The organism is Bradyrhizobium sp. CCBAU 11361, from assembly GCF_028128935.1.
GTDB lineage: Bacteria > Pseudomonadota > Alphaproteobacteria > Rhizobiales > Xanthobacteraceae > Bradyrhizobium > Bradyrhizobium niftali.
The window spans coordinates 136,537-161,730 of the sequence record NZ_LBJZ01000192.1 but is presented as its reverse complement, the minus strand read 5'-3'; the positions used below and the strand labels follow the sequence as shown (position 1 = coordinate 161,730).

Sequence of the window (25,194 nt, the reverse complement as noted above, 5' to 3'; positions counted from 1 at the left end):
GTAACAATATCCCGTGACAGGGGGATGACCATTGAACCTTTGAGGCACCCTCAGATACGAATCAAACCTCGCCTCGCCCTCCCCGCGAATATCAGTCGCATGCGACAATCAGGCGACATGAAGCGGCCATGGCTGTCCCCAAAAGCCCGGACCCGTCGCCTTATTGGTTAACGGCGGGGCCGGCGCGCAGCTCGAGGTCGGCGTCAGTAGAACTTGTGGAAATGATGGATCGGCCCGTGGCCGTGGCCGACGCTGAAGCGGTCGGCAGCCGCAATCGCGGCGTTGATCCAGGCCTTGGCGTTGCGCACCGCCTGTTCGAGAGTCTCGCCGCTGGCAAGACCCGCCGCCACGGCCGAGGACAGCGAGCAGCCGGTGCCATGGGTGTTTCGGGTGGCAACGCGGGGCGCGGCGAGCGCGATCGTGTTTTCGGACGTGACGAGATAGTCGATGCTCTCGGCCCCCTCGCCGTGCCCGCCCTTGATCAGGACGGCACGGCAACCGAGCGCCAGCAGGCGCCGCCCCTGGCTTTCGATCCCGGCCTCGCTGGCCGCGACCTGCTCGTCGAGCAGAGCCGCTGCCTCCGGCAGGTTCGGCGTGATCACCGAGGCCAGCGGCATCAGTCGTGTGCGCAGGGCTTCCACGGCCTCGGAGGCCAGCAGGCGATCGCCTGACGTTGCGACCATCACGGGATCGAGCACCACATGGCGCGGCTTCCAGCGCGCCAGCGCGGCCGCGATCGCATCGATGCTGGCGACCTGGGCCACCATGCCGATCTTCACCGCGCCGACGTCGAGATCGGAGAACACCGCATCGATCTGCGCAGTGACGAAATCAGCCGGCACTGCGTGAATGCCGGTGACGCCGCGCGTGTTCTGCGCCGTCAGCGCCGTGATCGCGGAGGCGCCGTAGACGCCGAGCGCCGCGAAGGTCTTCAGATCCGCCTGGATGCCGGCGCCGCCGCTCGAATCGGAGCCGGCTATGGTGAGCGCCACGGGCGTCGTCATCGCCGGATACAGTCGTTTGAGAGGAACACCGCCATGGCCTGTCCTAGCGCGACCATGGAACGCCAGCAAGCGGGACCGGCCGCGGCAGCGGTGATTTGCGGCACCGCCGATCCGGGCCCAGGCGAGTCAGGCGGAGCCGGTCCCGCGCAGCATTGTCGCCCCGAATCAGGCACATGCTGCAATATACGGCCGACACGGCCTCGGCCCTTGGCCTCCACCATCGATGAGTGAGACCTTGGGCGGCAGAGCCGTCCAACGGCACCAATGCTGCGGGCCGACCCGACCTGCAAGCCTTTCGGGGTGGAACCATGTGGGCCTTCTTCGAACGTCTCCTCGACTCCTCGATGTTCTCGCCACACGGGATCTGCCTGCTCTGGGAGCCCGAACTGATCTGGCTGCACGTCGTCTCGGACGCCTGCATCGCTGCAGCCTATTTCTCGATCCCGTTTGCACTCGCGATCCTCGTCACCAAGCGGCGCGACCTCAAGTTCGGGTGGCTCTACTGGGCGTTCGCGGTCTTCATCATGGCGTGCGGCCTGACGCATCTGCTGTCGATCTACACGCTCTGGGTCCCGGTCTACGGCATCGAGGGCATGGTCAAGGCGGCGACGGCCATTGCGTCGGTCTTCACGGCCGGTGCGCTCTGGCCGCTGCTGCCGAAAATCCTGACGATCCCCTCGGCGTTCGAGTTCCGGCAGGTCCAGGCCGCGCTCGAGGAGGAGGAGACCAAGAGCCGGGATGCGGCCCAGCTGCTCGGACAGGTCCGTGAAGCCCAGCGCGCGCTGCGCGAGAGCATGACGCGCCTCACCGCCGTGGTCGAGACCGCGGTCGACGGCGTCATCCTGTTCGACGCGCAAGCCCACATTCTGCTGTTCAATCCCGCCTGCGAACGGTTGTTCGGCTATCGCGCCGACGAGGTCATGAACCGCGACATCGGCATGCTGATGTCCAGCGAGGCGAGGCCCTCATCCGCGGGTCGTGCGCGGCGCTTCGCAACCGGGGAAGCCGGCGGCCTGCGCAAGGACGGATCGACCTTTCCGATGAATCTGTCGGTGGGCCAGGCGTGGCAGGACGGCGAGCTGATCTACGTCGGAATCGTCCACGACCTGACCAACCGCAAGCTGACCGAGCAGCAGCTTCAGCAGGCGCAGAAGATGGAGACGGTCGGCCAGCTCTCCGGCGGCATCGCCCACGACTTCAACAATCTGCTCACCGTCATCATCGGCAACGCGGAATTTCTCAGTGACCAGCTCAAGGCCCGTCCCGACCTCAGGCGTTTCGCCGACGATATCTGCCTGTCGGGCGAGCGGGGCGCGGAGCTGACGCAGCGGCTGCTCGCGTTCAGCCGCCGCCAATTGCTGCAACCGCGCGCGATCGAGTGCCGCGACCTCCTCGAGTCCATGCACAAGCTGCTCAAGCGGACCTTGCGCGAAAACATCGAGATCAGGACGGCGTTCGGCGCCGGCTCCATCATGGCCTTCGCCGACCGCGCCCAGCTCGAATCCGCAGTCCTCAATCTCGCGCTCAACGCGCAGGACGCCATGCCGGCCGGCGGGCATCTCACCCTGAGCACCGAGCTCGCCGCGATCGACGACGACTATCGCGCGCTTCACCCGGAAGTGGCCTCCGGCAGCTACGCCCTGATCTCCGTCACCGATGACGGCGAAGGCATGACGCCTGACGTCATCGAGCATGCTTTCGAGCCGTTCTTCACCACCAAGGAAGTCGGCAAGGGCTCGGGCCTCGGCCTCAGCATGGTCTATGGCTTCGCCAAGCAATCCGACGGCCATGCCGCGATCTATAGCGAGCAGGGCCTGGGGACGACGGTCCGGCTCTACCTGCCGCGCGCCGGCGCCGGACAATCGGTGGCCGACGTGCAGGAGAGCGAGGAGGCGGCGCCGCGAGGCTACGAGACGATCCTGATCGCGGAAGACGATCCGTTCGTGCGCTCCTCGGCCATCCGCAGGGTGGAATCTCTTGGATATCGCGTGATTGCGGCCGTCAACGGCAAGGAGGCCCTGCAGCGACTGCGCACCGATCCCGGCATCGACATGCTGTTCACCGATATCGTGATGCCGGGAGGCATGAGCGGCTGGGAGCTCGCCGATCAGGCCCGGCTCATTCGCCCCGGTCTCCCGGTCCTGTTCACCTCGGGCTACGCGCTGGAGACCCTGGTCGAGCAGGGCCGAGCGCGCACGCAATCTCTGACCAAGCCCTATCGCAAGATCGAGCTTGCGCAGCGGCTCCGGGATGCATTCGCCGCAACGGCCCTGACCTCGTAGGGCAGGACCGGCGTCCGCGCGCGAGGCGGTCTCTCCCGGGCGCCCAGCAAGTTCGCTTGCCAAGCCCGGCCGGTTTTGGCCTATTAGCCGTCAGATATGCCTTCGGAGTGACTGCAATGGTTCCTTTTTTCGTCCAGATCAAATGCAAGCTCGGCCAGTCCTACACGGTCGCCAATGCGCTCGCCGAAGCCGAGATCGCCTCCGAGATCTACTCCACCGCCGGCCAATACGATCTGCTGGTGAAATTCTACGTCGACAAGGACACCGACATCGGCCACTTCGTCAACGAGAAGGTGCAGGTGCTGCCCGGCATCCAGGACACGCTCACCATCATCACCTTCAAGGCGTTCGGCACGGGCTAGCGCGACAAAGGATGCTGGCGCGATCCCTGCGTGCCAATCGGGGGAAGGACCGGCCCTACGCGCCACCCTCCTTGCGCTTCGGGCGCGGCGGACCGTCCACCGGCGGCAGCGACTTGACGTAGTCCGCCATCGCCGCGATGTCCTCCTCCGACAATTGCGAGGTGTTCTTGATCACACGCGTCATCGCCCCGCCGACGCTGTCGCCCTCGGGCAATTCGCCCGTCTTCAGGAGGTTGGCGATATCCTTCGCGCTCCATTCGCCGATGCCCTTTTGCGTGATGTTCGGCACCCACCCCTCGCCTTCCGGATTGGGCCCGCCGGCGAAGCGCTGCGCGGTGATGATGCCGCCGAGCAGATTGCGCGGGCCATGACACTCCGCGCAATGGCCGAAGCCGTTGACGAGATAGGCGCCGCGATTCCATTGCGGTGACTTCGCGCCGTCGGCGACGATCGGCTTGCCGTCCATGAACAGCAATTTCCAGATGCCGACATTGCGGCGGATGTTGAAGGGGAACGGCAGGTCGTGGTCACGCACCTTGCCGGACACCGGCGGCAGCGTCTTCAGGTAGGCGAAGAGATCGCGAACGTCGTCGACCTTCGCCAGATGGTAGGACGTGTAGGGAAAGGCCGGGAAATAGTGCTTGCCATCGGGCGACACGCCGCGCATCACGGCGCTGACGAAGTCGGCCTCGCTCCAGCGCCCGATGCCGTCGGCGGGATCGGGGGAAATGTTGGGTGCATAGAACGTGCCGAATGGCGAGCCGAGCGCCAGGCCCCCGCCCAGCCGCAATCGGTCTGGCTGGTTGGGCACGGCATGGCAGGATGAGCAGCCGCCGACGTTGAATATCTCCTGCCCGTTGGCAAGATCCGGCGCGCGGGACGGCAACGGCACGGCCGATGCAGCCGGCGCGGTCAGCCACCAATAGACGCCGAAGCCCGCAACGGCGGCCATCAGCATGACAAGAATTGTTCGTCGCGGCATCGAGGTATCCCATGGAGATCAGGCGAACTTACGGATTCGGCGGTGGCTGCTCCAGCCACGAATAATTTAGATGGTTTGAGCCCGATCCGGGAATAAACTCGGACGCGCACTGTTTGCAGGTTCATAGCAATCAGGCGTCAACAGGGAGAGACCCATGAACAGAGCACTTTTTGCCACGCTGGCACTCGGAGCTGCCGTCGCGTTCGCCGCCCCGGCCAGCGCGGAGAAACTGAAGGCGACGCTGGATGGCAAGTCCGAAGTGCCCGCCACCACCACCAGCGGCACCGGAACGGCCGACCTGGACTATGACGCCGCGAGCAAGAAGCTCTCCTGGAAGGTGACCTATTCGGGCCTCTCCGGCCCCGCCACCGCCGCTCATTTCCACGGGCCGGCCGAGGCCGGCAAGAACGCCGGCGTCGCGGTCGCGATCCCGAATGCGGCGTCGAGCCCGGTCGAGGGCTCTGCAACCCTGACCGATGCGCAGGCCGCCGATCTGCTGGCCGGCAAGCTCTACGTCAACATTCACACTGCGGCCAACCCGGGCGGCGAGATCCGCGGTCAGGTGACGAAGTAAGCTTTAGCGGCGGCTTCGTCGGCGAAGGCCGGGTGCTGGAGAGGGCGCCCGGCCGTTTCGATTCACGAGAAGCATTTGAAATCAGTCGCCCGGAGCTTAAGCCGCACTCAGCGCCTGCGCGAGGTCGGCGATCAAATCCGACGGATTCTCGATGCCGATCGACAACCGGATCGTGGAATCGAGAACGCCGATTTTCTGGCGGATATCGGCGGGAACACCGGAATGGGTCATCGTCGCAGGCAGGCTGGCAAGCGACTCCGTGCCACCGAGGCTCACCGCGAGCTTGAGGATTTGCAGCGCGTTGAGGAATTTGACCGCGGCTTCCTTGCCGCCGACGATGTCGAACGAGAACGTGGAGCCCGCCCCCAGGCACTGCCTTGCGAACACGCGTCCGGCCGGCGAGGCCTCTTCATGGTGACCGAGATAGTGGACTTTCGCCACCTTGTCGTGATCGCGCAGGTAATCCGCGACGAGCCGCGCATTCGCATCGGCTTTTTCCATCCGCAGGCTCAGCGTCTCGAGCGAGCGGTTGATCATCCAGCAGGAATGCGGATCGAGCTGGGTGCCGATGGCGCCGCGCAGCGCCTTGATGCCCTTCATGATCGCCTTCGAACCGAGCGCGGCGCCCGCGATCAGATCTGAATGACCGCCGACATATTTGGTCAGCGAGTACAGCGAAAGGTCGGCGCCGTGCTCGATCGGCCGCTGAAACACCGGCCCGAGCAGCGTGTTGTCGCAGGCGATGATCGGCGTGTGTCCCTGGGCCTTTCCGATCGCGTCGGCGATGCGGCGGATCATCGCGACGTCGACCAGGCCGTTGGTCGGGTTGGCCGGGGTCTCGATCAGGATCATCGAAACGCGGCCCTTGCGCATCGCCTCCTCCGAGGCCTGCTTGACCGCCGTCTCGTCGATGCCGTCGGCAAAGCCGACGGCGCCGATCGACAGGCGCGCAAGCGTGTTCGTGAGCAGGGTTTCCGTCCCGCCATAGAGCGGCTGGGAGTGCAGGATGACGTCGCCGGGGCGGACGAAGGCGAGGATCGTGGTCGCGATGGCCGCCATGCCGGAGGAGAACAGCGCGCAGCTCTCGGTGCGCTCATAGACCGCGAGCCTGTCCTCGACGATTTCGCTGTTGGGGTGGTTGAAGCGCGAATAGACCAGGCCCGCGCCCATGCCTTCCGGCGGCTCGCGCCGGCCGGCGACGAAATCGAAGAAGTCCTGCCCGTCCTCGGCCGTCCTGAACACGAAGGTCGAGGTCAGGAACACCGGCGGCTTGATGGCGCCTTCCGACAGCTGCGGATCGTAGCCATAGGTCAGCATCAGCGTTTCCGGATGCAGCATATGGTTGCCGATGTGGGTCTTCGACGGAAAGGGTTTTACCATGGCCAGTCTCGCTGTTGACTAGGATCCGCGCCGCGCGTTGGAACTCCAAACATCGTGAGGCAATCGGGAGCGAGATGCGCCGGCATCCAGCAGGTCGAATCAACGCCGCGGCGGCTCGACCGAAGATAACCACTCTGACAACGATCCGTCAGGCCTTCGGAACAGAATTTGCTCCGGACACTACGCCTGGAACGGGAAAAGCCCGGCACATCTCGACGCACTCCGACCTGAGGCGCGCGACGACCTCATCGTTTCCGTTCGCCTGCAGAGCCGCCGCAATGAACTCGCCGATACGACGCATTTCGGGTTCTCCCATGCCACGCGTGGTCGCCGCCGGTGTCCCGAGGCGAATACCGCTCGGCCTGAGCGGCGGGCGCGGATCGTCCGGAATCACTTGCTTGTTTGTGGTGATGGCGATGGCATCAAGCACATCCTCGGCTGCCCGCCCGTCCAGTCCGACGGACGCGACCGTATCGACGACCATCATGTGATTGTCCGTCCCGTCCGTGACCAGCTTCATCCCGCGCTCCATCAGCGCGCCGGCAAGAACCTTCGCGTTGCGCAAGACCTGCCGCGCGTAGACCTGGAAATCCGAGGTTGCCGCCTTCTTGAGCGTGACGGCAATCCCGGCCACGACGTTCATGTGAGGTCCGCCCTGCAGACCGGGAAATACGGAAGCATCGATCCGACCGGCGTTTTCTTTCCGGCACAGGATGATCCCGCCACGGGGGCCGCGCAGTGTCTTGTGGGATGTCGTCGTCATGACGTCGAAGCCGGCATCAAGCGGATTGCGCATGACATTCGCGGCAACCAATCCGCCATAGTGGCTCACGTCAGCCATCGTGAGCGCGCCAACTTCGTCGGCAATACTCTTGAATGCCGCATAGTCCAGGTCGCGCGGATAGGAGCTGTAACCGCACAACACCATCTTCGGACGCGCTTTACGCGCAATCGCGCGCAATTCGTTGAAATCTATCGCGCCGTTTGACGGGGCCGTCTTGTAGCGAATGAAGTTGAACAAGCGCCCCATGTGGGACACCGGCGCGCCGTGGGTGAGATGACCGCCGTGGGACAGGTCCATGGCGAGAATGGTGTCGCCGGGCTCCAACAGGCCGAGATAGACGGCCTGATTCATCGGTGATCCGGAAAGAGGCTGAACGTTGGCGTGCCCGGCACGAAAAAGCGAGCAGGCCCGCTCGCGTGCGAGGTTCTCGATCTTGTCCGTATACTGCTGGCCGCCGTAGTATCTGCGTCCCGGATATCCCTCGGAATATTTATTGGTGAAGACCGATCCGAGCAGTTCAAGCACCTCCGGGTAGGTGTAATTCTCGGACGGAATCAGTTCGACGCCGTCCTGTTGGCGGCGCTCTTCTCCCGCAAGGGCGGCGGCGATCTCTTGATCGTTGATGGACAGTTCGTTGCGAAACGACGGCATGCTCGGGCTCCTCAACACGCTGTTTTTCCAGCAGATTGGTTGCCCAGGCGATCGGCGTCGAAACCCTTCGCGCTTCACCGTGGTCGATTCCACGTTAGCTCGCCAGTCGCGCGATAGGACGAATGAGCACGGAGACTCTTCGTAAAGTACAACTTAGCCGACCTGCGGACCTGCCGCAACTACCAGTTCCCGCAGGCCGTGCTGGTTGAGGCAACGTTCCGAGCCGCATGAGCGAAGCGACATGCGGGGCCACCTTCCCCGGATATCGCTGCGCTCATCCGGGCTGCGAGGTCGAGCGTGTAAAAAGTGAGGTGGCTACTTCAACTTCAGGCGATACGTCTCGTGGCAGTCGGAGCAACGATCGTTGATTGCGGTATAGGCGGCCTTGAGGCTCGCGACGTCGGTAATCTTGCCCTTGACCTGCGCGATCGCCTTCTGCACCGGCGGGATCTTGGAGTCGAAGTCGGCCTTGTTCTTCCAAACCTTCGGCGACGCTCCATAGGTCGCGTTCACCACGTCCTGCTTTGGATTGACTTCGAAGGTCTTGGCGATTTTGGCGACGTCGGTCTCAAGATTGGTGATCGCCTCGTCGACAGCCTTCTGGTCGTAGGGGATGTCACCCTTGGTCATCTTCAGGATGACCGTGTAGAGGCTCTTGGCCTGCGAGCGCATCAGATTGTCCTGTTGAACCGCGACCTCCTGCTGCGCCATCACGGCACCCGCGCCCAATAGCAGGGTCGTCGCGACAATCATCGTCCGTTTCATTGTTGGTTTCTCCGACTCGCAGATGCCTTGGGATTGGACCCTCCACCCGCTTCACGGGAGTCGCGGTCCATCCATGGATAGAACCCCGCGCGGGGCGTTTATTCCCGCGCGGGAGGATTGTGGCTTACAGGCTGTGACGGCGACGGTGCTCGCTGATCGCGATCCACACCCGCTCCGGGGTTGCCGGCATGTCGATGTGGTCGATCTTGTACTCGCGCCAGAGCCCGTCGACGATGGCGTTGACGACGGCCGGACAGGAGCCGATCGCGCCGGCCTCGCCCGCCCCCTTCACGCCCATTGGATTGGTCTTGCAGGGGACGTTGGCGGTCTCGAACACGAAGTCCGGACCGTCCGCCGCCCGCGGCAGCGCGTAGTCCATGAAGGTCGCGGTGATCAGCTGGCCGTCGCCCGCGCCGTAGACCACCTGCTCCATCAAGGCCTGGCCGATGCCCTGCATGGCGCCGCCATGGACCTGCCCCGCCAGCAGCAGCGGGTTGAGCGTCTTGCCGAAATCGTCGACGATCACGTAGTTGACGATCTTGATGATGCCGGTCGCCGGATCGATCTCGACTTCCGCCACATGCGTGCCGTTGGGATAAGTGCCGTCGGCGCTGGCGAAGGTCGCGCTGCCGTTGAGCTTCGACGGATCGGCGCCGGGGCGCTTGGCGAGGTCGGCGAAGGAGATCGAGCGGTCGGTGCCGGCGATCCGGATCACGCCATCGGTGATCTCGAGGTCGCCCGCGCTCGCTTCCAGCGCCTGCGCTGCGAACTCCTTCAGCTTCTTGCCCAGATCGCCCGCAGCGCGCTCCACGCAGACGCCGCCCGTGGGTATCGAGGCCGAACCGCCGGTGCCGAGGCCCGTGGCGATCTCGTCGGTATCGCCTTGACGGATGTGGACGCGCTCCGGCGCCACGCCGAACTGCTCGGCGACGATCTGTGCATAGGCGGTCTGGTGGCCCTGCCCGCTCGACTGCGTGCCGATCAGGACGGTGACGTCGCCATTGGGATCGAGGCGGACGTTGGCCGTCTCCTCACCCATCACGCCGCAAATCTCGACATAGCTCGCAAGGCCAATGCCACGGATCAGGCCGCTCTTCTTGGCCGCCTTGGCGCGCTTGGGAAATTCCTTCCACTCGGCGATCTCCATCGCGCGCTTCAGATGCGCGGCGAAGTCGCCGGAATCATAGACCTTGCCCGTCGCGGTCTTGTACGGCAACGCCTTCGGCTGAATGAAATTCTTGCGGCGGATGGCGTCCGGCGTCATGTCGAGCTTTCGTGCGCAGGCATCGACCAGACGCTCGATGACATAGGCTGCCTCGGGCCGGCCCGCACCACGATAGGCATCGACCGGGACGCTGTGGGTGAAGATGGTGCGCACCCGGCAGTGGAAGGCCTGGATGTCGTAGAGGCCCGGCAGCATGCCGGCGCCGCCATGCGGAATGTAGGGCCCGAAGGTCGACAGATAGGCGCCCATGTCGCCCATCAGGTCGCAATCCATCGCGAGGAATTTGCCGTCTTCAGTCAGCGCCATCTTCGCGGTGGTGACGTTATCGCGGCCCTGCGCGTCGCCCATGAAATGCTCGGAGCGGTCGGCCGCCCATTTCACCGCCTTCTTCAGCTGCCGCGCCGCAACCGCCATCAGGGCGTATTCGCGATACGGAAACAGCTTCGTACCAAAACCGCCGCCGACGTCGGGGCAGATCACCCGCATCTTCTCGGTCGGGATGTTCAGCACGTTCTGGCAGAGGATGTCGCGCAGGCGGTGGCTGCCCTGGCTGCCGACCGTCAGCGTCAGATGGTCGCGCTTGGCGTCGTATTCGCAGACCGCCGCGCGCGTTTCCATGAAGCTTGCGACCACGCGCGGATTGACGATGGCGATCTCGGCGACCGCATGCGCCTTGGCAAAGGCGGCTTCGGTCGCGGCCTTGTCGCCGATCGAGACGTCGAACAGCACGTTGCCGGGCTTGTCCGGCCAGACCTGCGGCGCGCCCTTCTTCACGGCATTGACGACGCCGGTCACTGATGGCAGCGGGCTCCATTTGACCTCGATCGCCTCGATCGCGTCGCGGGCCTGGTCGATGGTCTCGGCGACCACGAAGGCGATGGAATCGCCGACATGGCGCACTTCATCCTTCGCGAGGATCGGGTAAGGCGGGCCGGTGAAGGGATCGGTCTCGAGATTGAACAGGCACGGCAGATTGCCAAGATCCTTGACGTCGTCGGCGGTCAGGATCAGCGCGACGCCGGGCAGCGTACGGGCACGGCTCGCATCGATGGTGTATTTGGCATGCGCATGCGGCGAGCGCAGCATCAAGCAGCGGAGCGCAGCCTGCGGCGCGTAATCGTCAGTATAGCGGCCCTTGCCGCGGATGAGCGCGTCATCCTCCTTGCGCAGCACACTTTGGCCAACGCCGAACTTGATGGGAGCCGCCATTTTCTTATCCCGTCCTCATGGTTGTTTTGCGGGCATATTGCCGTGGAAAGAGTGGCAAGGCAAACGGGTTTAGCTAGGCGGATTGATCGCAGGCCGGGAAAAGCACCGCTCACACGCATAGCGAAGTTGCACCGAAAGGACGGAGTTCGCTCGTTTCCCGCGGAGGTCGCTGATCCTGCGCCCTCCTCGACACCCTCGGAAACCTCCTCGGAGGCCCCGCCACGCCATCATCGGGCCCCTCATTTTTCGATCAGACGGAGCTGGGGCGACCTGGCGGCGCAACGCGTTTCTTGAGAACCATCAAATTTGCCTGGCGGCAGACTGTTACGCGTTGTGCGTGCGGGCGCGAAACCACCCTCGTTCCGAAGCTCGTCCGCCTCTGGAGGAGAAGGTGTTCAGATTTCGTTCAAAGGTCGGCATGGCTTCGAACCTTCCGGATTGGCTCGATCTAGCGCGCGGGCTCGCAGCCGTCGAGGTCCTGATTTTTCATTCCTATCAACTCCTCTTCGAAGAACAGCTTCCCGGCGCAACCAATGACGGCCCCATCGTTCTCGTCTACTCTGTAATATGGGCCTTGAGCGGGCACGGCGTTGCGGCCGTCATCGTCTTCTTTGTGCTCAGCGGCTATTTGGTCGGCGGGCCGGCATTGGTGCGCGCGAAAAATGGCGAATTGAACGCCATAGATTACTTCTCCGCGAGAGCGTCGCGCCTTTATGTCGTGCTGCTTCCGGCGCTTGCGGTCTCCCTGTTGTTTTATCTGCTGGCCACGCAGTCGGACAAATGGCAGCCATTTGTTGCTTCCCACCAATATCTCCTTGCCGCGTCGGGACTGTTCTCGTCCAGCGTCAGTCCAGCCGCAGCCTTGTGCAACGGGCTGTTTCTTCAGACCATTGCCTGTTCGACTTACGCTGGCAATCTGGCGTTGTGGAGCCTGTCCAACGAATTCTGGTATTACGTCCTGATTTTCGCGTTGGTATCAGTTGGCAAGCGCCCAGCCTGGATTTTGGCGATCGTCGCGATCCTTGCGCTTTTCGTCGTGGCGGAGCGCGCTGATGTGCGCGGCTATCACACTGGACTGAAGTTCGCCTTCTATTTTCTGATCTGGTGTGTCGGCGCCCTCGTTTACGCCGTCGTGTTACCGCTGCGGATGTGGTTGCTCGGCCTTCTGATCTCACTGGCCGGGATTTATATCCTTCAGGCCAAAAGTCTCTTGCCCGGCTGGGCCGCGTATCATCTGACGGTCAGCATGCTCACCGCCGCGGCTATCCTGGGCATCGAGTTTACGAGACTATCGCTGCCTTCATCTTTGTATTTTGCGCGCGATATCGCCAAGTGGAGTTTCTCGCTCTACGCGATTCATTATCCCATCCTGGTCTTCCTCAATGTCAGCATTGCCGCCGAAAAACGCGAGTTTACAATCGGGTCGCTTGCTCTCGATGTGCTGTTCATCCTGTGCGGCCTGCTGGCCGCGTTCATCTTCTATCTCCTGTTCGAGCGACACACGGATGCTGTCAGGGCGCGGCTCCGGACCGTCATAGGAAAACGCCCGTCGAAGCCGCGGATGGAAAAATCCCTGGCTCCGTGACTCGACGGCCCACAGCATTATTCGCAGTTCGATAATGGCCCGCGGCATGCGTCGTCATGATCGTCACCTGTAATGGTGCGGGATCGCATAGGCCGAGCTTTATGATCGCTTACATCACCCCTCGGCTCCATAGGGCCGTGGCGCGATCCCTCAGCGTATCGATGGCGCGTTCAGGCGTGATGTAGTCGATCTCGCCACGCGTCAAGCCGATATCCATCAGCTCCCTGTCACTCAGGTCCTGCAATGTGACCCGTGGGCGCTGCTGCCGCTCCTGAAACGCATGCCAATATCGCCTGAGCAGGCCGAGGACGCTTCGCGTCGATGCGGCTGCTGGTCCGGCAGCATCGCCGTCCGACAAAGCGTCGTCCAGCGCTGCGGCAGACGCCTTGAGACGTGCTGCCAACGCATGGTCGATCGCGTCCTTGGCTTGCGCGATGGAGAGGTTGAGGCCGCGTCCTGCGGCATCGCCCTCAATTTCGGATGATATGCTCGTCAATTGTGGTGGCATCGGATGCTCCTGCTGTTGTGCCGGCAGGGAGCGTGGCCAAACAAAAGGCCCCGTCCGATGCCGGCGGGGCCTGGTGGAAAAGATGTCGTCGTCGAATTACTAGCGCGCGACTCCTTCCACGGCCCAGCCGAAGCGGGTCATGTGCGAGAAGTTGACGTTGCGCGTGCATTTAATCATGGGCGGCTCATACCATGGCAATCTTGCAAAATCAAGGGATGTGCGGCGGTCGGCTGCATCCTGGAGGCGAGTCCCTTGCTCCGGCCAATTCGTCCTTCGTAAAGCGGATGCGACCAATCCCGTGAAGTTCGCCGCAACCGCCTGCCCCAAGGAAGGATGGCGGCTCATCATCATCCTTGCTCGATCCGGATCATCGCGATCCAAACCGATTTTTGGCAGCGTCGCTGACTGGCGTGTAAAGACTCACGAGCGTTCCTTCCGGATCCCGAAACTGGGCCGTGCAATTTCCCCAGGGCATCATCTTCGGCTCATGCACCACCTCCACGTGATGCTTCAGCCTCGCAAATTCAGCTTCCACATCATCGACCTGGAATTCGACGATCGCGGTACGGTTGAGGGCAGGCTCCGCGCTCCCTTCCTTGAATAGCGCCACCGTCTCGACGCCACCAAGGGCGAGCGTTGCCGAAGGAGTGACGATTTCAGCGAATACCGGCGCCAGCCACTCGGCCGTTTTGCCGGTCACCTTCTCATAAAATTCGACGAGCGCCTTGATGTCTGCAGCAATCAGGCGCGTTGAAGCAAATCTCACAGTGTCGTCTCCTGTAGGTCTCCTGCCGCCCCGCGCGACGCCTGACCCGTAACGCCGTGCTGCTGACAGCATGGTGTCAGCAGCAATCCAGCATGCCGGCACTTTGCCGCGCAGCGTCACGCCACCAGGTTTACGGGTACATTCGCCTAACCGCGCACCAGCGACACCAGCCAGCTGCGGCCGAACAGGATGAGGATCGCGAGCGCGTAGACGATCGTGCCGCCGACGGCGAGCAGGGCCAGCGTCGCTTCGTCCCGGAAGGCATGCACGGAGGCAAGAGCGGCCGGGCTGAAGCGCGCAATCAGCCAGAACGCGGCGGCGAGGATCAATCCGGTCAGCAGGAACTTCGCGAGCGACATCAGCCAGGCGCGGTCCAAAACGAGAAAACCCCGCCGTACCGCGAAGAACAGCACCAGCAAGAGATTGGTCCAGACGCCGACGGCGGTCGCCAGCGCGAGGCCGATCTGGGCCAGCGATCCCATCAAGGCGAGTTTCAGGGCGACGTTGACGGCGATACCGGTCAGCGACGCGCGAACCGGCGTCGCGGTGTCCTTGCGGGCGTAGAAGGTCGCGACCGCGCTGCGGATCAGCACGAAGGGGATCAGGCCGATGGCATAGGCCGCGAGCGTCGCGCCGGCAGCGGCGGCATCGGCCTTCGAGAACGCGCCGCGGGCGAACAGCGCGCGCATGATCGCGTCGGGCACGGTGAGAAAGGCCGCGACGAACGGCACCGAGAACAGCAGCGTGAAATCGAAGGCGCGGCGCTGCGCCTTCATCGCGCCGTCATGGTCGCTCGCCGTGATCCGCCGCGACATCTCCGGCAGCAGCACCGTGCCGATGGCAATGCCGATGACGCCGATGGGCAATTGATTGAGGCGGTCGGCGTAATAGAGCGCCGACAGCGCGCCGGCGGGCAGGAAGGTCGCGATGATGGTGTCGGCAAACAGCGCGACCTGAGTGCCCATCGAGCCCAGCGTTGCAGGTCCGAGCGCTTTGAAAAAGCCGCGAACGTCTTCGTCGAGCTTGAGCGGCGCAAAGCGCGGCAGGCCGCCATGGCGGGCGAGATCGCCGGCCAGCAGGAAATACTGCAGGAAGCCGGAGATGAGGACACCCCAGGCCGCGGCATGGCCCGCGGTCGGAAACCAGACGGCAACTGCCAGCGTCATCATCATCGCGACGTTGAGGAAGATCGAGGCGGCCGCGGCACTGGCAAAGCGCTGCATCACGTTGAGCATGCCGCCATAGAGCGTCACCAGCGTGATCAGCAGCAGATAGGGAAAGGTGATCCGGGTCAGCTCGATCGCGAGCTTGCGCTGCTCGGCATCCTCGGAAAAGCCCGGCGCCAGAATGCTCATGGCCTGCGGCATGAACAGCCAGGCGACGATCAGCAGCACCACCTGCGAGGCCAGCAGCAGCGTGAAGATGCGGTCGGCGAACAGGTGTGCCGCCCCCTCCCCGCGCTCGCCATGGACATGCGCATAGGCCGGCACCCAGGCGGCGTTGAAGGCGCCCTCGGCAAAGATCGCACGGAAATGATTGGGCAGCCGCAGCGCCACGAAAAAGGCGTCGGCCACGGGGCCGGCGCCGAGGATCGCCGCGAGCATGATGTCGCGGGCAAATCCCGTCAGCCGCGAGAGCAGCGTGTATCCGCCGACTGTGAAGATACGTCCGAGCATGCGTCTCTTGTAGAGCCTAATCGGTCAATCGATAAGGCTCTTCAGCATGGCGAGATTAGGTCTAGGTGCAAGCTGCAGAAGGGTTTGCTCCCTCCCCTGCTTGCGGCAATTGCACATGAGGCGTGCGTCAGGAACGCCGACAGTCTCCACAGCGTCATGGCCGGGCTTGTCCCGGCCATCCACGCCTTGCCACGCACACAAAGAACGTGGATGCCCGGGCCTTCGCCTCGCCGAAGCGGCTTCGGCCGCGCAGGCGGGACAAGCCCGGGCATGACGACCAGCGCCGCAAACCGGCAAAAATCAGCCCGCAAGCGCGCCGCGGACGGCGGCGATGATTCGCTCCTGGTCGGCTTCGGTCAGGTAGGCGTGCATCGGCAAGCTGATGACGTCCTGCGACAGGCTCTCGCAAGCAGGCAGGCCGCCCTCGGCGACCGGATACTGCTTGTAGGCGGTCTGCTGATGCATCGACTTGCCGTAATAGATCGCGGTCGGCACACCCTGCGCCTTCAGCGCGGCGGCAAAGCCGTCGCGGTCGGTGCCCTCAGGGAGGCGGATCGTGTACTGCGCCCAGACCGAAGTATTGCCCGGCGCCAGACGCGGCACGGTGACGACGTTGGACAGGCCACGCGCGTAGCGCTCCGCAACCCGGTTGCGGGCGGCGATCTCGTCGTCAAAAATCTTCAGCTTCTCGATCAGGACCGCGGCCTGCATGGTGTCGAGCCGGCCGGTCAGGCCGAGGCGGACGTTGTCGTATTTGTCCACGCCCTGCCCGTGCACGCGGATGCTGCGCAGCTTGGCTGCGAGCTCGTCGTCATCGGTGAAGATCGCACCGCCGTCGCCGAAGCAGCCGAGCGGCTTTGCCGGGAAGAAGCTGGTGGCGGTGGCGAGCCCGAAGGTGCCGAGCTTGCGGCCCTTGTAGCTTGCGCCAAAACCCTGCGCGGCATCGTCGAGCACGAACAGGCCTTCGGCCTTGGCGATCTCGGCGATAGAATCGTGATCGGCGGGCTGGCCGAACAGGTCGACCGGAATGACCGCGACGGGCTTGAGGCCGGCCTTGCGGGCGGTGGCGATGCCGCGCTTCAGTGACTCCGGGCTCATGTTGAAGGTCGCCTCGTCCACGTCGACATAGACAGGCGTCGCGCCGGTCCGCGCCACCGGCGAGGCGGTTGCGATGAAGGTGAAGGACGGACACAGCACGGCATCGCCCGGCCCGACATTCATCGCCATCATCACCATCAGGATCGCGTCGGTGCCGCTGGCGCAGCCGATGACGTGCTTGGCGCCGCAATAGGCCGCGAGCTGCTTCTCGAGCTCGGCGACTTCAGGGCCGTTGACGAACTGGCAATGGTCGAGAACGCGCTTGACGGCGGCATCGAGCGAGGCGCCGAGCCGGCGGCGCTGCGAGCCGACGTCGATGAAGGGAATGGGTTCGGAGCGCAGATGCTGGTTCATGGCGCCTTGCTGATTGTCCTGCGAAGTTGGAGAAGCCGACATGGATGGAGATCAGCCGGCGACGCGGCGCGGGCCCTTGAGGGCGGCCGACGTCGCGGCGGGACGCGACGGCGTCTCCAGGCACTGCGTGGCGATCTCGAGGCTGGCGACGCCCTCGTCGCCGGTGACCGCCGGCGTCTCGCCGTGGCGTACGGCCTTGAGGAACGCGATCAGCTCGGCGCGCAGCGGCTCGTCGTGGCCGACGGGCAGATGCCGCATCGAATAGCTGCCGTCGGGCTTGAAGCCGAAGCACTCGGTGACCTGGCGCGTCAGGAGATCGCCCATCACGTATTTGCCGCGGGTCGCGACCGTGACGCTGCGCGCCTTGAACGGCGTCAGCCAGTTGGTGTTGATGTGAGCGAGCACGCCGTTGGCGGTGCGGAACTGCAAGAGCGCGATGTCCTCGCGCTCGGCGACCGCGCTCGACAATTGCGGCTGCACCTCGACGATGTCGGATTCGGTGAACCAGCGGATCAGGTCGATGTCATGCACGGCGAGATCGATGACGACGCCGACATTGGACATGCGCGGCGGGAACGGACCGACGCGGGTGATCGCGATCGAGAGGATGTCCTCGCCCGCGATCGCCTGCTTGACGGCGGCGACCGCCGGATTGAAGCGCTCGACATGGCCGACCATCAGCGTGACGCCGGCCTTTTGCGCGGCGGCGACGATCTCGCGGCCTTCCGCGACCGTGGAGGCGATCGGCTTTTCGACCAGTACGTGGATGTTCTTGGCGATGCAGGCGAGCGCGACCTCGTGATGCAGATGGGTGGGCGCTGCGATGGTGACGGCATCGACGCCGGCGGCGAAGAGCTGGTCGAGCGTCTCGAAGCCCTGGCAGTTGGCAAGCTCGCTGGTGCGCGTCAGGTGCGCCGGCGAGGGATCGACCACGCCGACGAGAGTGACGCCGGGAAGACCCGCGAGCACGCGCGCGTGGTTGCTGCCCATCACGCCGGCGCCAATGACGCCGACGCGCAAGCCTGCCTTGGCAGGTGCTGACCCTTTGGAACTCATTTGAGCAAACCCCGATTCAACGCAAATCCCCGGGCCGCTTCTAGCACGGGCGCCACATTTGTGGCGAATGCGCAGCTTCCGGTCCGGACACGATTTGATTCAAAAAGTTACACGTTCCCCGGGCCTTAAGCCGCTGAAAGATACCGCTCTTTCGGCCCGGGTCGCGTGATTCGGAGCCTGCTGGTTACGACCTTTGATAGTCGTCTTCAATCCGGATGATGTCGTCTTCCCCGAGATAGCTGCCGGTCTGGACCTCGATCAGCTCCAGCATGATCTTGCCGGGATTCTCCATCCGGTGCACCGCGCCCATCGGGATGTAGATGGACTCGTTCTCGTGCACCGTCTTCACGGTCTCGTTGACGGTGACCCGGGCGGCACCACGCACCACGATCCAGTGCTCGGCACGATGATGGTGCTTTTGCAGCGACAGCCGCCCGCCGGGCTTGACCACGATGCGCTTGACCTGGTGACGCTCGCCATTGTCGACCGACTGGTAGCTGCCCCAGGGCCGATGCACCTTGAGATGCTCCTCGGTGACCTTCGGCGCGACCGCCTTGAGCTTGGTCACGAGGCGCTTCAGGCCGTTGGCATCCTTCTGGCGCGACACGAGGACCGCATCCGCGGTCGCGACCACGACGAGATCGTCGACGCCCTCGAGCGCGACCAGCGCGGAATCGGTGGTGACGTTGCAGTTGCGGGAATCCTCGAACACGGCGGCGCCGTGCGCGGCGTTGCCTAGCGCGTCCTTCTCCGACAATTCCCACACCGCGTGCCAGGAGCCGACGTCGGACCAGCCGCATGACACCGGCACGACGGCCGCGCGCGAGGTCTTCTCCATCACCGCGTAGTCGATCGAGATCGCCTTTGCCGAACCGAACGCCTCCGGCTCCAGCGTCACGAAGCCGAGATCGCGGCCGGCGTTGTTGACCGCATTGGAGACCGCCTCCACGCTGGCCGCATCGACCTTGCGGTATTCGTCGAGCAGGACGGTCGCCGGGAACATGAAGTTGCCGCTGTTCCAGAGATAGCCCGAATTGACGTAGTCGGCCGCCTTCACCGCGTCCGGCTTCTCGACGAAGCGCGCGACGGCGTGCACCTCGCCGGAGATCACCTCACCCATGCTGATATAGCCGTATTCGGTCGCCGGCCGCTCCGGCTTGACGCCGAAGGTGACGATGCGCCCGGCGCTCGCGGCGGTGAGGCCTTCGCGGCAGGCCGCGACGAAAGCGGCCTTGTCCTGCACCACGTGATCGGCGGCGAGCGCGAGCACGATCGCATCACTGGCTCGGTTCTGCGCGAACACCGCGCCCGCGGCGATCGCGGGGCCGGAGTCGCGCCGCATCGGCTCGAGAATCACGTCGGCCTCGATGCCGATCTCGGCGAGCTGCTCCAGCACCATGAAGCGGTAGGACGCATTGGTGATGACGATCGGACGCTCGAACAGCGAGGCGTCCGAGACGCGCAGCAGCGTGTCCTGGAAGGTCGAGCGCGAGCCGAACAGCGGCAGGAACTGTTTGGGGCGCACCTCGCGCGAGGCCGGCCACAGCCGCGTGCCGGCACCGCCGCACATGATCAGGGGGATAATGCGTTTGTCCATCGTCATCTCAAACCTTGAAGTAGTCCCGATACCAGGTGACAAAATTACGAACCCCCTGCTCGATCGGCGTTGACGGTGCAAAGCCGGTGTCGCGCATCAGGTCCTCGACATCCGCGAACGTTTCCAAAACGTCTCCCGGCTGCATCGGCAGCAATTCTTTGATCGCCGTCCGACCCAGCTCCTGCTCCAGAAGTCCGACGACGTGCATCAGCTCCTCGGGGCGGTGGTTGCCGACATTGTAGACCTTAGACGGCGCATTTGCGGCAGCCGGGTCGTCGGCCGGCACCCGATCGATCAGCTTGGACACGACACGGGTGACGTCGTCAATATAGGTGAAGTCGCGGCGCATCCTTCCATGGTTAAAGAGCCGGATCGGCCTCTCCGCCATGATGGCGTTCACGAACAGAAACATGGCCATATCGGGCCGTCCCCACGGGCCGTAGATGGTAAAGAAGCGCAAGCCCGTGACCGGCAGCCGGTAGAGATGGCTGTAGGACTGCGCCATCACTTCGTTCGCCTTCTTGGTCGCGGCGTAGAGGCTCACGGGATGATCGGTCCGGTCCTGCACGGCAAATGGCAGTTTTGTGTTGGCGCCGTAAACGGAGGATGACGAGGCGTAGACCAGATGACGGCAGCCGTTGTTGCGGCAGCCCTCCAGCACGTTGAGAAAGCCCTGGAGATTGGAATCGGCGTAAGCCTGCGGATGCTCGATCGAGTAGCGCACGCCGGCCTGGGCGGCCAGATGCACGACCTTGGCAAACCGGTGTCGTCCGAACAGCGCTGCGATCGCCTCGCGGTCGGCAAGGTCAGCCTTGACGAAGGAGAAGCGGGAATCGCTCCGCAACAGCTCAAGCCGTGCGCTCTTCAGCGCCGGGTCGTAATAGTTGTTGAGATTGTCGAGCCCGACGACCGGCCGGCCTTCGGCGAGCAGCTGCCGGGCAACGTGAAAGCCGATGAAGCCGGCGGCCCCCGTGACCAAAATCGCCTGATCCGTCATCTTGTTCCCAAGGGGACCTCTGGCCCTCGCCGCATCTTTAGCCGGTATCGAGGGGTCGCAATAGCCCCGCCATACGTCATAACGGCCGTTCATAACCCACTTCGTCACCGCTATTGCAAGATCGGCGCCAAAACCATACCAAAGCGGCCTAATTCGGCGCCTCGCGTCGGGTTGCCTCAAATCTTCGCAAACCCTGTTCATGCGGACGAGATGCGCCGAATCCTGCTGTCGACGGCCAAGATCCTGATTTCCGGGGCGCTGCTCTACCTGGCGCTGCGCAAGGTCGATCTGACCGAACTGGTGTCGCGCTTCACCGTGACCAGCCTGTTCTGGATCGGGGTCGCGATCGCCATCACCTTCCTGCAGATCTTCGTCGGCGTGCTGCGCTGGCGCGAGGTCAGCGCCGAATGCGGCGCGCCGCTCGAGCTCGAGCGGGCCATGCGCTACAACGTGATCGGATCCTTCTTCAACCAGACCCTGCCTTCGGCGATCGGGGGCGATGCGGTCCGGCTGTGGCTGGTCGCGCGCGCCGGCGCCGGATGGCGCGCGGCCACCTACTCCATCTTTGTCGATCGCGCGATCGGCCTCATCGCGCTCGCGATCCTCATCGTCGCGAGCCTGCCCTGGAGCTACACCCTCATCACCGATCCGCACGGTCGCTCGGCATTGCTGCTCCTCGACCTGGCCGCGCTCGCGGGCGGCCTCGGCTTCGTGGTCTTCGGCGCGCTGAAATGGCGATGGCTGAAGACGTGGTGGGCCACCCACCACATCCACGCCTGCGCGGTGATCGCGAACCGGGTGATCTTCAGCCGCAGGCGCGGGCCGATCGTCGCGATCCTGTCGCTGATGGTGCATGTGCTCGCCGCCGTCGTCGCCTGGTGCGTCGCGCAGTCGATCGCCGCTCCCGTCCGCTTCAGCGACGTCCTCCTGCTGGTGCCGCCGGTGATGCTGATCACGATGATGCCGATCTCGATCGCCGGCTGGGGCCTGCGTGAAGCCACGATGGGCCTGGCGTTCGGCTTCGCGGGACTTGCCGCAAGCGAGGGCGTCAACGTCTCGCTGCTGTTCGGCGCCGTGTATTTCATCGTCGGCGCGATCGGCGGCCTGGTCTGGATCTTCAGCGCGGAGAAAGCCGCGCAAGGGTCGGCCCCACTCGGAGTGCCGGAGTGAACCCGGCCGCCGACGCGCTCGCCGCCGCGCCCTCGCTGCTTGCCGTTGCGATCGCCGCGATGGCGTCGGCCGTCATCACCTGGACCAGCCGTCCCCTGCTCCAGCGCTACGCACTGGCACGGCCCAACGCGCGGTCCTCGCATCGCGTTCCGACCCCGCAGGGTGCGGGCATCGCGGTGATATCCGCGACGCTGCTGGTCGCATCGGCCTGGGCAGCCTGGGCAAACGTCGCGATCCCGCCGGCGCTGATAGCTGCGACGGTCTTGATCGCACTGGTCGGATTCGCCGACGACATTGTATCGCTTCCTGTGCTGTTGCGGCTCGTGCTGCAGGCGGCAGCCGTCGGGGCCGTCGTGTTCACCGCGCCCGAAACGGCGCGCATCGTCCCGGCGGTGCCGCTGGCGCTGGAGCGCGGCCTCGTCGTGCTCGCCGGAATCTGGTTCGTGAACCTCGTCAATTTCATGGACGGGCTCGACCTGATGACGGTCGTGGAAGTCGTGCCGATCACCGCGGCGCTGCTGCTGCTGGGATGGCTCGGCGACTTGTCCTGGCCAGCCGCACTGCTCGCCACCACCCTGTGCGGCGCCATGCTCGGCTTTGCGCCATTCAATCGTCCCGTCGCGAAGGTGTTTCTCGGCGATGTCGGCAGCCTGCCAATCGGCCTTCTGCTCGGCTGGTGCCTGCTGGAGCTCGCCTGGCACGGGCAGCCGGTCGCGGCGCTGCTGCTGCCGGCCTATTACCTCGCGGATGCCACCATCACGCTGTTTCGCCGCATCGCCCGCCGCGAACAATTCTGGTCGGCGCACCGCTCGCACTTTTACCAGCGCGCGACCGACAACGGCTTCAAGGTCCCGCGCGTGGTCGGCGAGGTGTTCGCGCTCAATCTCGTGCTGGCACTGCTGGCGATCCTCACCGTGCGCGCCGCTTCGATGCCGGTCACGCTGCTCGCGTTGCTCACAGGCGCGATCGCGGTCGGCTTCGTCCTGCGCCGCTTCTCCCGCCCTCAGGCGTCCTGAGCCGACAGCGCAAGCCGCAGGCCCTCGTCGAGGGAGACCTGCGGCTCCCAGCCGGTTGCGATCGCCTTGGAGATGTTGAGCTCGAGTGAGCCGATCAGGCTGTCATGCGTATCCTGCCGTCCGATCATGCTGAGCAGCGTGCCGAGCAGGTCCGGCGGCATGCGGAACAGCCGCGGGCTCTTGCCGGATGCTTTCGCCAGGCGCTCGATGAATTCGGGCGTCGAGACCTGCTCCCGGTCCGCCACCAGGAAGATCTCGAAATTGCTGGCGGGGTCGGGATGAGCGAGCCGGCGCAGGATGAACGACGACAGGTTCTGCACGGCCAGGAAGGCACGGTGATTGCGGATCGCGGCAAAGGGCAGCGGCAGCCCCAGGCTCACCGCGCGCGTCAGCAGCGCGAAATTGCCCTTGGCGCCGGCGCCATAGACCAGCGGCGGCCTGATCACCGAGATGCTCATGGCGCAGTCGCGCGCCAGCGTCCTCAAGCCCGCCTCGGCCGCGGCCTTGGACATGCCGTAGAGGCCGCGCGGCGTCAGGATGTCGTTCTCGCTGAACGGCGCGAGGCCCTCGTTGCTGCGGCCGTGCACGAGAACGGTGCTGACGAAGATGAACTGGCGCACGCCGGCCACCGCCGCGCAGCGCGCCAGATGCAGCGTGCCGAGGATGTTGACGTTGCGGTACAGCTGGACGGCTTGCTCCTCGTGCTTGTGGTGCACGCGCGCGGCGAGATGGACGACGGCGTCGACGCCTTCGAGCGCGGCCTTCCAGTCGGTCGCGGGACCGATCGTTTCGATCACGACCTCGTTATCGGCACCCGTCAGACTGCGCACGGCGCGGCGGACCGACCACCCCTCGCGTGCGAGAGCGGGTACGACATGACCGCCGACGAAGCCGCTCGCTCCCGTGACCAGCACGACCGGTTTGCGCTCGCTCATTGCTGCTCCGAAAGATCCGGGTTGCGCAACAATTCGTCGACCAGGGCGGCGTAGGCGTTCATCGCGGTGGCGCGGTCGAACTTCGATGCCGCCTTCACCGCGCGCTCCGCCAAGACGCCGACGTCGGAACGGGACGCCGCGCGGATCGCCTCGGCGAGCTGATCGGCGCGGCCCGGCGTCACGACCCAGCCGAGCCCGTTCTCCACCACCGTCAACGCGGCTTCGGCCTCCGGCTCGGACACCAGCACCACGGGACGGCCGACCGCCAGCAGGTTGTAGAACCGGCTCGGCACCGACACTCCCGCAACGTCCTTCCGGTACGGAATGATCCAGAGATTGGCAGCCGCCAGGAACGCCTCGAGTTCGGTATCCTCGACCCGCGCCACGAAGGAGACATTGGGCAGGTTCGCGGCCGCCTGCAACTGCTTCAGCCGCGCAAAGCCGATGCCCCAGCCGGACAGCAGGAAGTGAATGCCCGCCTCGTCCTTCAAAAGGCGCGCCGCCTCGAACACGATCTCCGGATCATGGGTGAAGCCGAGATTGCCCGACAGGCCCACGACGAAACGCGCGGCGAGCGGCTTGCGGAACGGATTGTCCGGTGACAGCGGACGCGACCCGGGCGCGAGCGTCGCCCAGTTCGGGATGAAGCGGATCTTGTTGCGCTTCATCCCGGCATAGCTCAGCAGCGGCCGCTCCGCATCGCGGCCAATGGTGATGACGGCATTGAGCGCGCGGAACATCAGGCTGTTGGCGAAGCGCATGGTCCGCGTCACCATCGAATCGGGCTTCAGCAGGCCCGCCGTCACGAGCACGTCGGGGAAGAGGTCGTGCAGGATCAGCGCCGAGCGGGCGCGCTTCAGCCTTGCGGCCGCCGCGACCGCGTAAGGCAGCATGAACGGCGCGGTAACGGTGACCACGACGTCGCCGGGCCGGAGCTCCCGCATCAACGCAAGGAACGTGCGCGCCGCGAACAGCAGTTCGGCCGCGCCGCGCCGCACCAGCGCCGCCTTGCCGGTCATGCGGTTCTTGATGGCGACGATCCGCGGCTTGCCGGGGCCGGTCTGCGACGCCGGCAACGCGCCGGGTGAGCCCGACAGCACGACGACCTCGTGCCCCGTGGCGAGACGGCAGGCGATCTCGGCCATGATCGCCGCCGTCGTGCTCGGGTCCGGTGGATAATGCTGGCTCGCAACGACGATCTTGCCGGGGGACTGCATG

At 64.8% G+C, this 25,194-nt stretch carries 21 protein-coding genes and 1 riboswitch; of the genes, 6 read left to right on the top strand and 15 right to left on the bottom strand.

What is annotated here, in order from left to right; translation table 11 throughout:
• Positions 1 to 203: 203 nt before the first annotated feature.
• Entirely contained in the window at positions 204 to 1,004 is an 801-nt protein-coding gene (gene thiD / locus XI08_RS32720) for a bifunctional hydroxymethylpyrimidine kinase/phosphomethylpyrimidine kinase (RefSeq protein WP_271577561.1), read from the bottom strand.
• Positions 1,005 to 1,312: 308 nt separating this feature from the next.
• On the opposite strand from thiD, the gene XI08_RS32715 reads away from it, so the two are divergent.
• Together XI08_RS32715 and XI08_RS32710 are read left to right on the top strand one after the other, a co-directional pair.
• The gene (locus tag XI08_RS32715) at positions 1,313 to 3,286 is read left to right on the top strand and encodes a PAS domain S-box protein (protein ID WP_271577560.1); all 1,974 of its coding nucleotides are present in this window, start codon (positions 1,313 to 1,315) and stop codon (positions 3,284 to 3,286) included.
• A 116-nt stretch (positions 3,287 to 3,402) separates the two neighbouring features.
• Positions 3,403 to 3,648: an Lrp/AsnC ligand binding domain-containing protein gene (locus tag XI08_RS32710; RefSeq protein ID WP_018642903.1), complete on the top strand. Its 246-nt coding sequence runs from the start codon at positions 3,403 to 3,405 to the stop codon at positions 3,646 to 3,648.
• A 55-nt stretch (positions 3,649 to 3,703) separates the two neighbouring features.
• Here the strand turns inward: XI08_RS32710 and XI08_RS32705 are convergent, their stop codons facing one another.
• The gene (locus XI08_RS32705; RefSeq protein WP_271577559.1) at positions 3,704 to 4,630 is read right to left on the bottom strand and encodes a c-type cytochrome; all 927 of its coding nucleotides are present in this window, start codon (positions 4,628 to 4,630) and stop codon (positions 3,704 to 3,706) included.
• 154 nt (positions 4,631 to 4,784) lie between these two features.
• Here XI08_RS32705 and XI08_RS32700 point away from each other — a divergent pair, with 154 nt between their 5' ends.
• Positions 4,785 to 5,204 carry a CHRD domain-containing protein gene (locus XI08_RS32700; RefSeq protein ID WP_271577558.1) on the top strand — a complete coding sequence of 140 codons (420 nt, stop codon included), beginning with the start codon at positions 4,785 to 4,787 and terminating at the stop codon, positions 5,202 to 5,204.
• A 96-nt stretch (positions 5,205 to 5,300) separates the two neighbouring features.
• Here the strand turns inward: XI08_RS32700 and XI08_RS32695 are convergent, their stop codons facing one another.
• The 4 genes from XI08_RS32695 to XI08_RS32680 all read right to left on the bottom strand — a co-directional run bounded on the left by XI08_RS32695 (position 5,301) and on the right by XI08_RS32680 (position 11,218).
• Positions 5,301 to 6,584 (bottom strand): cystathionine gamma-synthase family protein, encoded by a 1,284-nt coding sequence (locus XI08_RS32695; RefSeq protein WP_271577557.1) that lies wholly within the window; start codon positions 6,582 to 6,584, stop codon positions 5,301 to 5,303.
• Between the two features lie 148 nt (positions 6,585 to 6,732).
• Positions 6,733 to 8,019: a serine hydroxymethyltransferase gene (gene glyA, locus XI08_RS32690; RefSeq protein ID WP_271577556.1), complete on the bottom strand. Its 1,287-nt coding sequence runs from the start codon at positions 8,017 to 8,019 to the stop codon at positions 6,733 to 6,735.
• Positions 8,020 to 8,053: 34 nt separating this feature from the next.
• A riboswitch (ZMP/ZTP riboswitch) is annotated at positions 8,054 to 8,139 on the bottom strand.
• Between the two features lie 195 nt (positions 8,140 to 8,334).
• Positions 8,335 to 8,784: a cytochrome c gene (locus tag XI08_RS32685; protein WP_271577555.1), complete on the bottom strand. Its 450-nt coding sequence runs from the start codon at positions 8,782 to 8,784 to the stop codon at positions 8,335 to 8,337.
• A 124-nt stretch (positions 8,785 to 8,908) separates the two neighbouring features.
• Positions 8,909 to 11,218: a xanthine dehydrogenase family protein molybdopterin-binding subunit gene (locus tag XI08_RS32680; RefSeq protein WP_271577554.1), complete on the bottom strand. Its 2,310-nt coding sequence runs from the start codon at positions 11,216 to 11,218 to the stop codon at positions 8,909 to 8,911.
• 391 nt (positions 11,219 to 11,609) lie between these two features.
• Between XI08_RS32680 and XI08_RS32675 the strand changes: the two genes are divergently transcribed.
• Positions 11,610 to 12,803, top strand: a complete 1,194-nt coding sequence (locus XI08_RS32675) for an acyltransferase family protein (RefSeq protein ID WP_271577553.1) — start codon at positions 11,610 to 11,612, stop codon at positions 12,801 to 12,803.
• 109 nt (positions 12,804 to 12,912) lie between these two features.
• Here XI08_RS32675 and XI08_RS32670 read toward each other — a convergent pair whose 3' ends face one another.
• The 7 genes from XI08_RS32670 to XI08_RS32640 form a co-directional block, all read right to left on the bottom strand.
• On the bottom strand, positions 12,913 to 13,311 hold the full coding sequence (locus tag XI08_RS32670) for a DUF1127 domain-containing protein (protein WP_271577552.1): 399 nt from the start codon (positions 13,309 to 13,311) through the stop codon (positions 12,913 to 12,915).
• Between the two features lie 367 nt (positions 13,312 to 13,678).
• Positions 13,679 to 14,077 carry a VOC family protein gene (locus XI08_RS32665; protein ID WP_271577551.1) on the bottom strand — a complete coding sequence of 133 codons (399 nt, stop codon included), beginning with the start codon at positions 14,075 to 14,077 and terminating at the stop codon, positions 13,679 to 13,681.
• Positions 14,078 to 14,223: 146 nt separating this feature from the next.
• Complete coding sequence (murJ, locus tag XI08_RS32660) at positions 14,224 to 15,753, bottom strand: murein biosynthesis integral membrane protein MurJ (protein WP_271577550.1); 1,530 nt, start codon at positions 15,751 to 15,753, stop codon at positions 14,224 to 14,226.
• A 300-nt stretch (positions 15,754 to 16,053) separates the two neighbouring features.
• Complete coding sequence (locus XI08_RS32655) at positions 16,054 to 17,205, bottom strand: DegT/DnrJ/EryC1/StrS family aminotransferase (protein WP_271577549.1); 1,152 nt, start codon at positions 17,203 to 17,205, stop codon at positions 16,054 to 16,056.
• A gap of 51 nt (positions 17,206 to 17,256) precedes the next feature.
• Positions 17,257 to 18,261 carry a Gfo/Idh/MocA family protein gene (locus XI08_RS32650; protein ID WP_027545134.1) on the bottom strand — a complete coding sequence of 335 codons (1,005 nt, stop codon included), beginning with the start codon at positions 18,259 to 18,261 and terminating at the stop codon, positions 17,257 to 17,259.
• Between the two features lie 184 nt (positions 18,262 to 18,445).
• Entirely contained in the window at positions 18,446 to 19,858 is a 1,413-nt protein-coding gene (locus XI08_RS32645) for a mannose-1-phosphate guanylyltransferase/mannose-6-phosphate isomerase (RefSeq protein ID WP_271577548.1), read from the bottom strand.
• 7 nt (positions 19,859 to 19,865) lie between these two features.
• The gene (locus tag XI08_RS32640; protein ID WP_271577547.1) at positions 19,866 to 20,855 is read right to left on the bottom strand and encodes an SDR family NAD(P)-dependent oxidoreductase; all 990 of its coding nucleotides are present in this window, start codon (positions 20,853 to 20,855) and stop codon (positions 19,866 to 19,868) included.
• A gap of 210 nt (positions 20,856 to 21,065) precedes the next feature.
• Here XI08_RS32640 and XI08_RS32635 point away from each other — a divergent pair, with 210 nt between their 5' ends.
• Both XI08_RS32635 and XI08_RS32630 read left to right on the top strand, forming a co-directional pair.
• Positions 21,066 to 22,025: a lysylphosphatidylglycerol synthase transmembrane domain-containing protein gene (locus XI08_RS32635; RefSeq protein ID WP_271577546.1), complete on the top strand. Its 960-nt coding sequence runs from the start codon at positions 21,066 to 21,068 to the stop codon at positions 22,023 to 22,025.
• Positions 22,022 to 23,041 (top strand): MraY family glycosyltransferase, encoded by a 1,020-nt coding sequence (locus XI08_RS32630; protein ID WP_271577545.1) that lies wholly within the window; start codon positions 22,022 to 22,024, stop codon positions 23,039 to 23,041. Before XI08_RS32635 ends, XI08_RS32630 begins: the two co-directional genes overlap by 4 nt.
• Here XI08_RS32630 and XI08_RS32625 read toward each other — a convergent pair.
• Both XI08_RS32625 and XI08_RS32620 read right to left on the bottom strand, forming a co-directional pair.
• Positions 23,029 to 23,976, bottom strand: a complete 948-nt coding sequence (locus XI08_RS32625; RefSeq protein ID WP_271577544.1) for an NAD-dependent epimerase/dehydratase family protein — start codon at positions 23,974 to 23,976, stop codon at positions 23,029 to 23,031. The genes XI08_RS32630 and XI08_RS32625 overlap by 13 nt on opposite strands.
• On the bottom strand, positions 23,973 to 25,193 hold the full coding sequence (locus XI08_RS32620; RefSeq protein WP_271577543.1) for a glycosyltransferase family 4 protein: 1,221 nt from the start codon (positions 25,191 to 25,193) through the stop codon (positions 23,973 to 23,975). Before XI08_RS32620 ends, XI08_RS32625 begins: the two co-directional genes overlap by 4 nt.
• Position 25,194: the final 1 nt, after the last annotated feature.

Bases quoted from the DNA above. Each gene is read 5' to 3' on its own strand.
- XI08_RS32645 (WP_271577548.1), bottom strand. From the start codon at position 19,858: ATGGACAAACGCATTATCCCCCTGATCATGTGCGGCGGTGCCGGCACG.
- XI08_RS32670 (WP_271577552.1), bottom strand. From the start codon at position 13,311: ATGCCACCACAATTGACGAGCATATCATCCGAAATTGAGGGCGATGCC.
- XI08_RS32640 (WP_271577547.1), bottom strand. From the start codon at position 20,855: ATGACGGATCAGGCGATTTTGGTCACGGGGGCCGCCGGCTTCATCGGC.
- XI08_RS32635 (WP_271577546.1), top strand. From the start codon at position 21,066: ATGCGCCGAATCCTGCTGTCGACGGCCAAGATCCTGATTTCCGGGGCG.
- XI08_RS32655 (WP_271577549.1), bottom strand. From the start codon at position 17,205: ATGAACCAGCATCTGCGCTCCGAACCCATTCCCTTCATCGACGTCGGC.
- XI08_RS32710 (WP_018642903.1), top strand. From the start codon at position 3,403: ATGGTTCCTTTTTTCGTCCAGATCAAATGCAAGCTCGGCCAGTCCTAC.
- thiD (WP_271577561.1), bottom strand. From the start codon at position 1,004: ATGACGACGCCCGTGGCGCTCACCATAGCCGGCTCCGATTCGAGCGGC.
- XI08_RS32715 (WP_271577560.1), top strand. From the start codon at position 1,313: ATGTGGGCCTTCTTCGAACGTCTCCTCGACTCCTCGATGTTCTCGCCA.
- XI08_RS32705 (WP_271577559.1), bottom strand. From the start codon at position 4,630: ATGCCGCGACGAACAATTCTTGTCATGCTGATGGCCGCCGTTGCGGGC.
- XI08_RS32680 (WP_271577554.1), bottom strand. From the start codon at position 11,218: ATGGCGGCTCCCATCAAGTTCGGCGTTGGCCAAAGTGTGCTGCGCAAG.
- XI08_RS32695 (WP_271577557.1), bottom strand. From the start codon at position 6,584: ATGGTAAAACCCTTTCCGTCGAAGACCCACATCGGCAACCATATGCTG.
- XI08_RS32685 (WP_271577555.1), bottom strand. From the start codon at position 8,784: ATGAAACGGACGATGATTGTCGCGACGACCCTGCTATTGGGCGCGGGT.
- murJ (WP_271577550.1), bottom strand. From the start codon at position 15,753: ATGCTCGGACGTATCTTCACAGTCGGCGGATACACGCTGCTCTCGCGG.
- XI08_RS32625 (WP_271577544.1), bottom strand. From the start codon at position 23,976: ATGAGCGAGCGCAAACCGGTCGTGCTGGTCACGGGAGCGAGCGGCTTC.
- XI08_RS32650 (WP_027545134.1), bottom strand. From the start codon at position 18,261: ATGAGTTCCAAAGGGTCAGCACCTGCCAAGGCAGGCTTGCGCGTCGGC.
- XI08_RS32700 (WP_271577558.1), top strand. From the start codon at position 4,785: ATGAACAGAGCACTTTTTGCCACGCTGGCACTCGGAGCTGCCGTCGCG.
- XI08_RS32620 (WP_271577543.1), bottom strand. From the start codon at position 25,193: ATGCAGTCCCCCGGCAAGATCGTCGTTGCGAGCCAGCATTATCCACCG.
- glyA (WP_271577556.1), bottom strand. From the start codon at position 8,019: ATGCCGTCGTTTCGCAACGAACTGTCCATCAACGATCAAGAGATCGCC.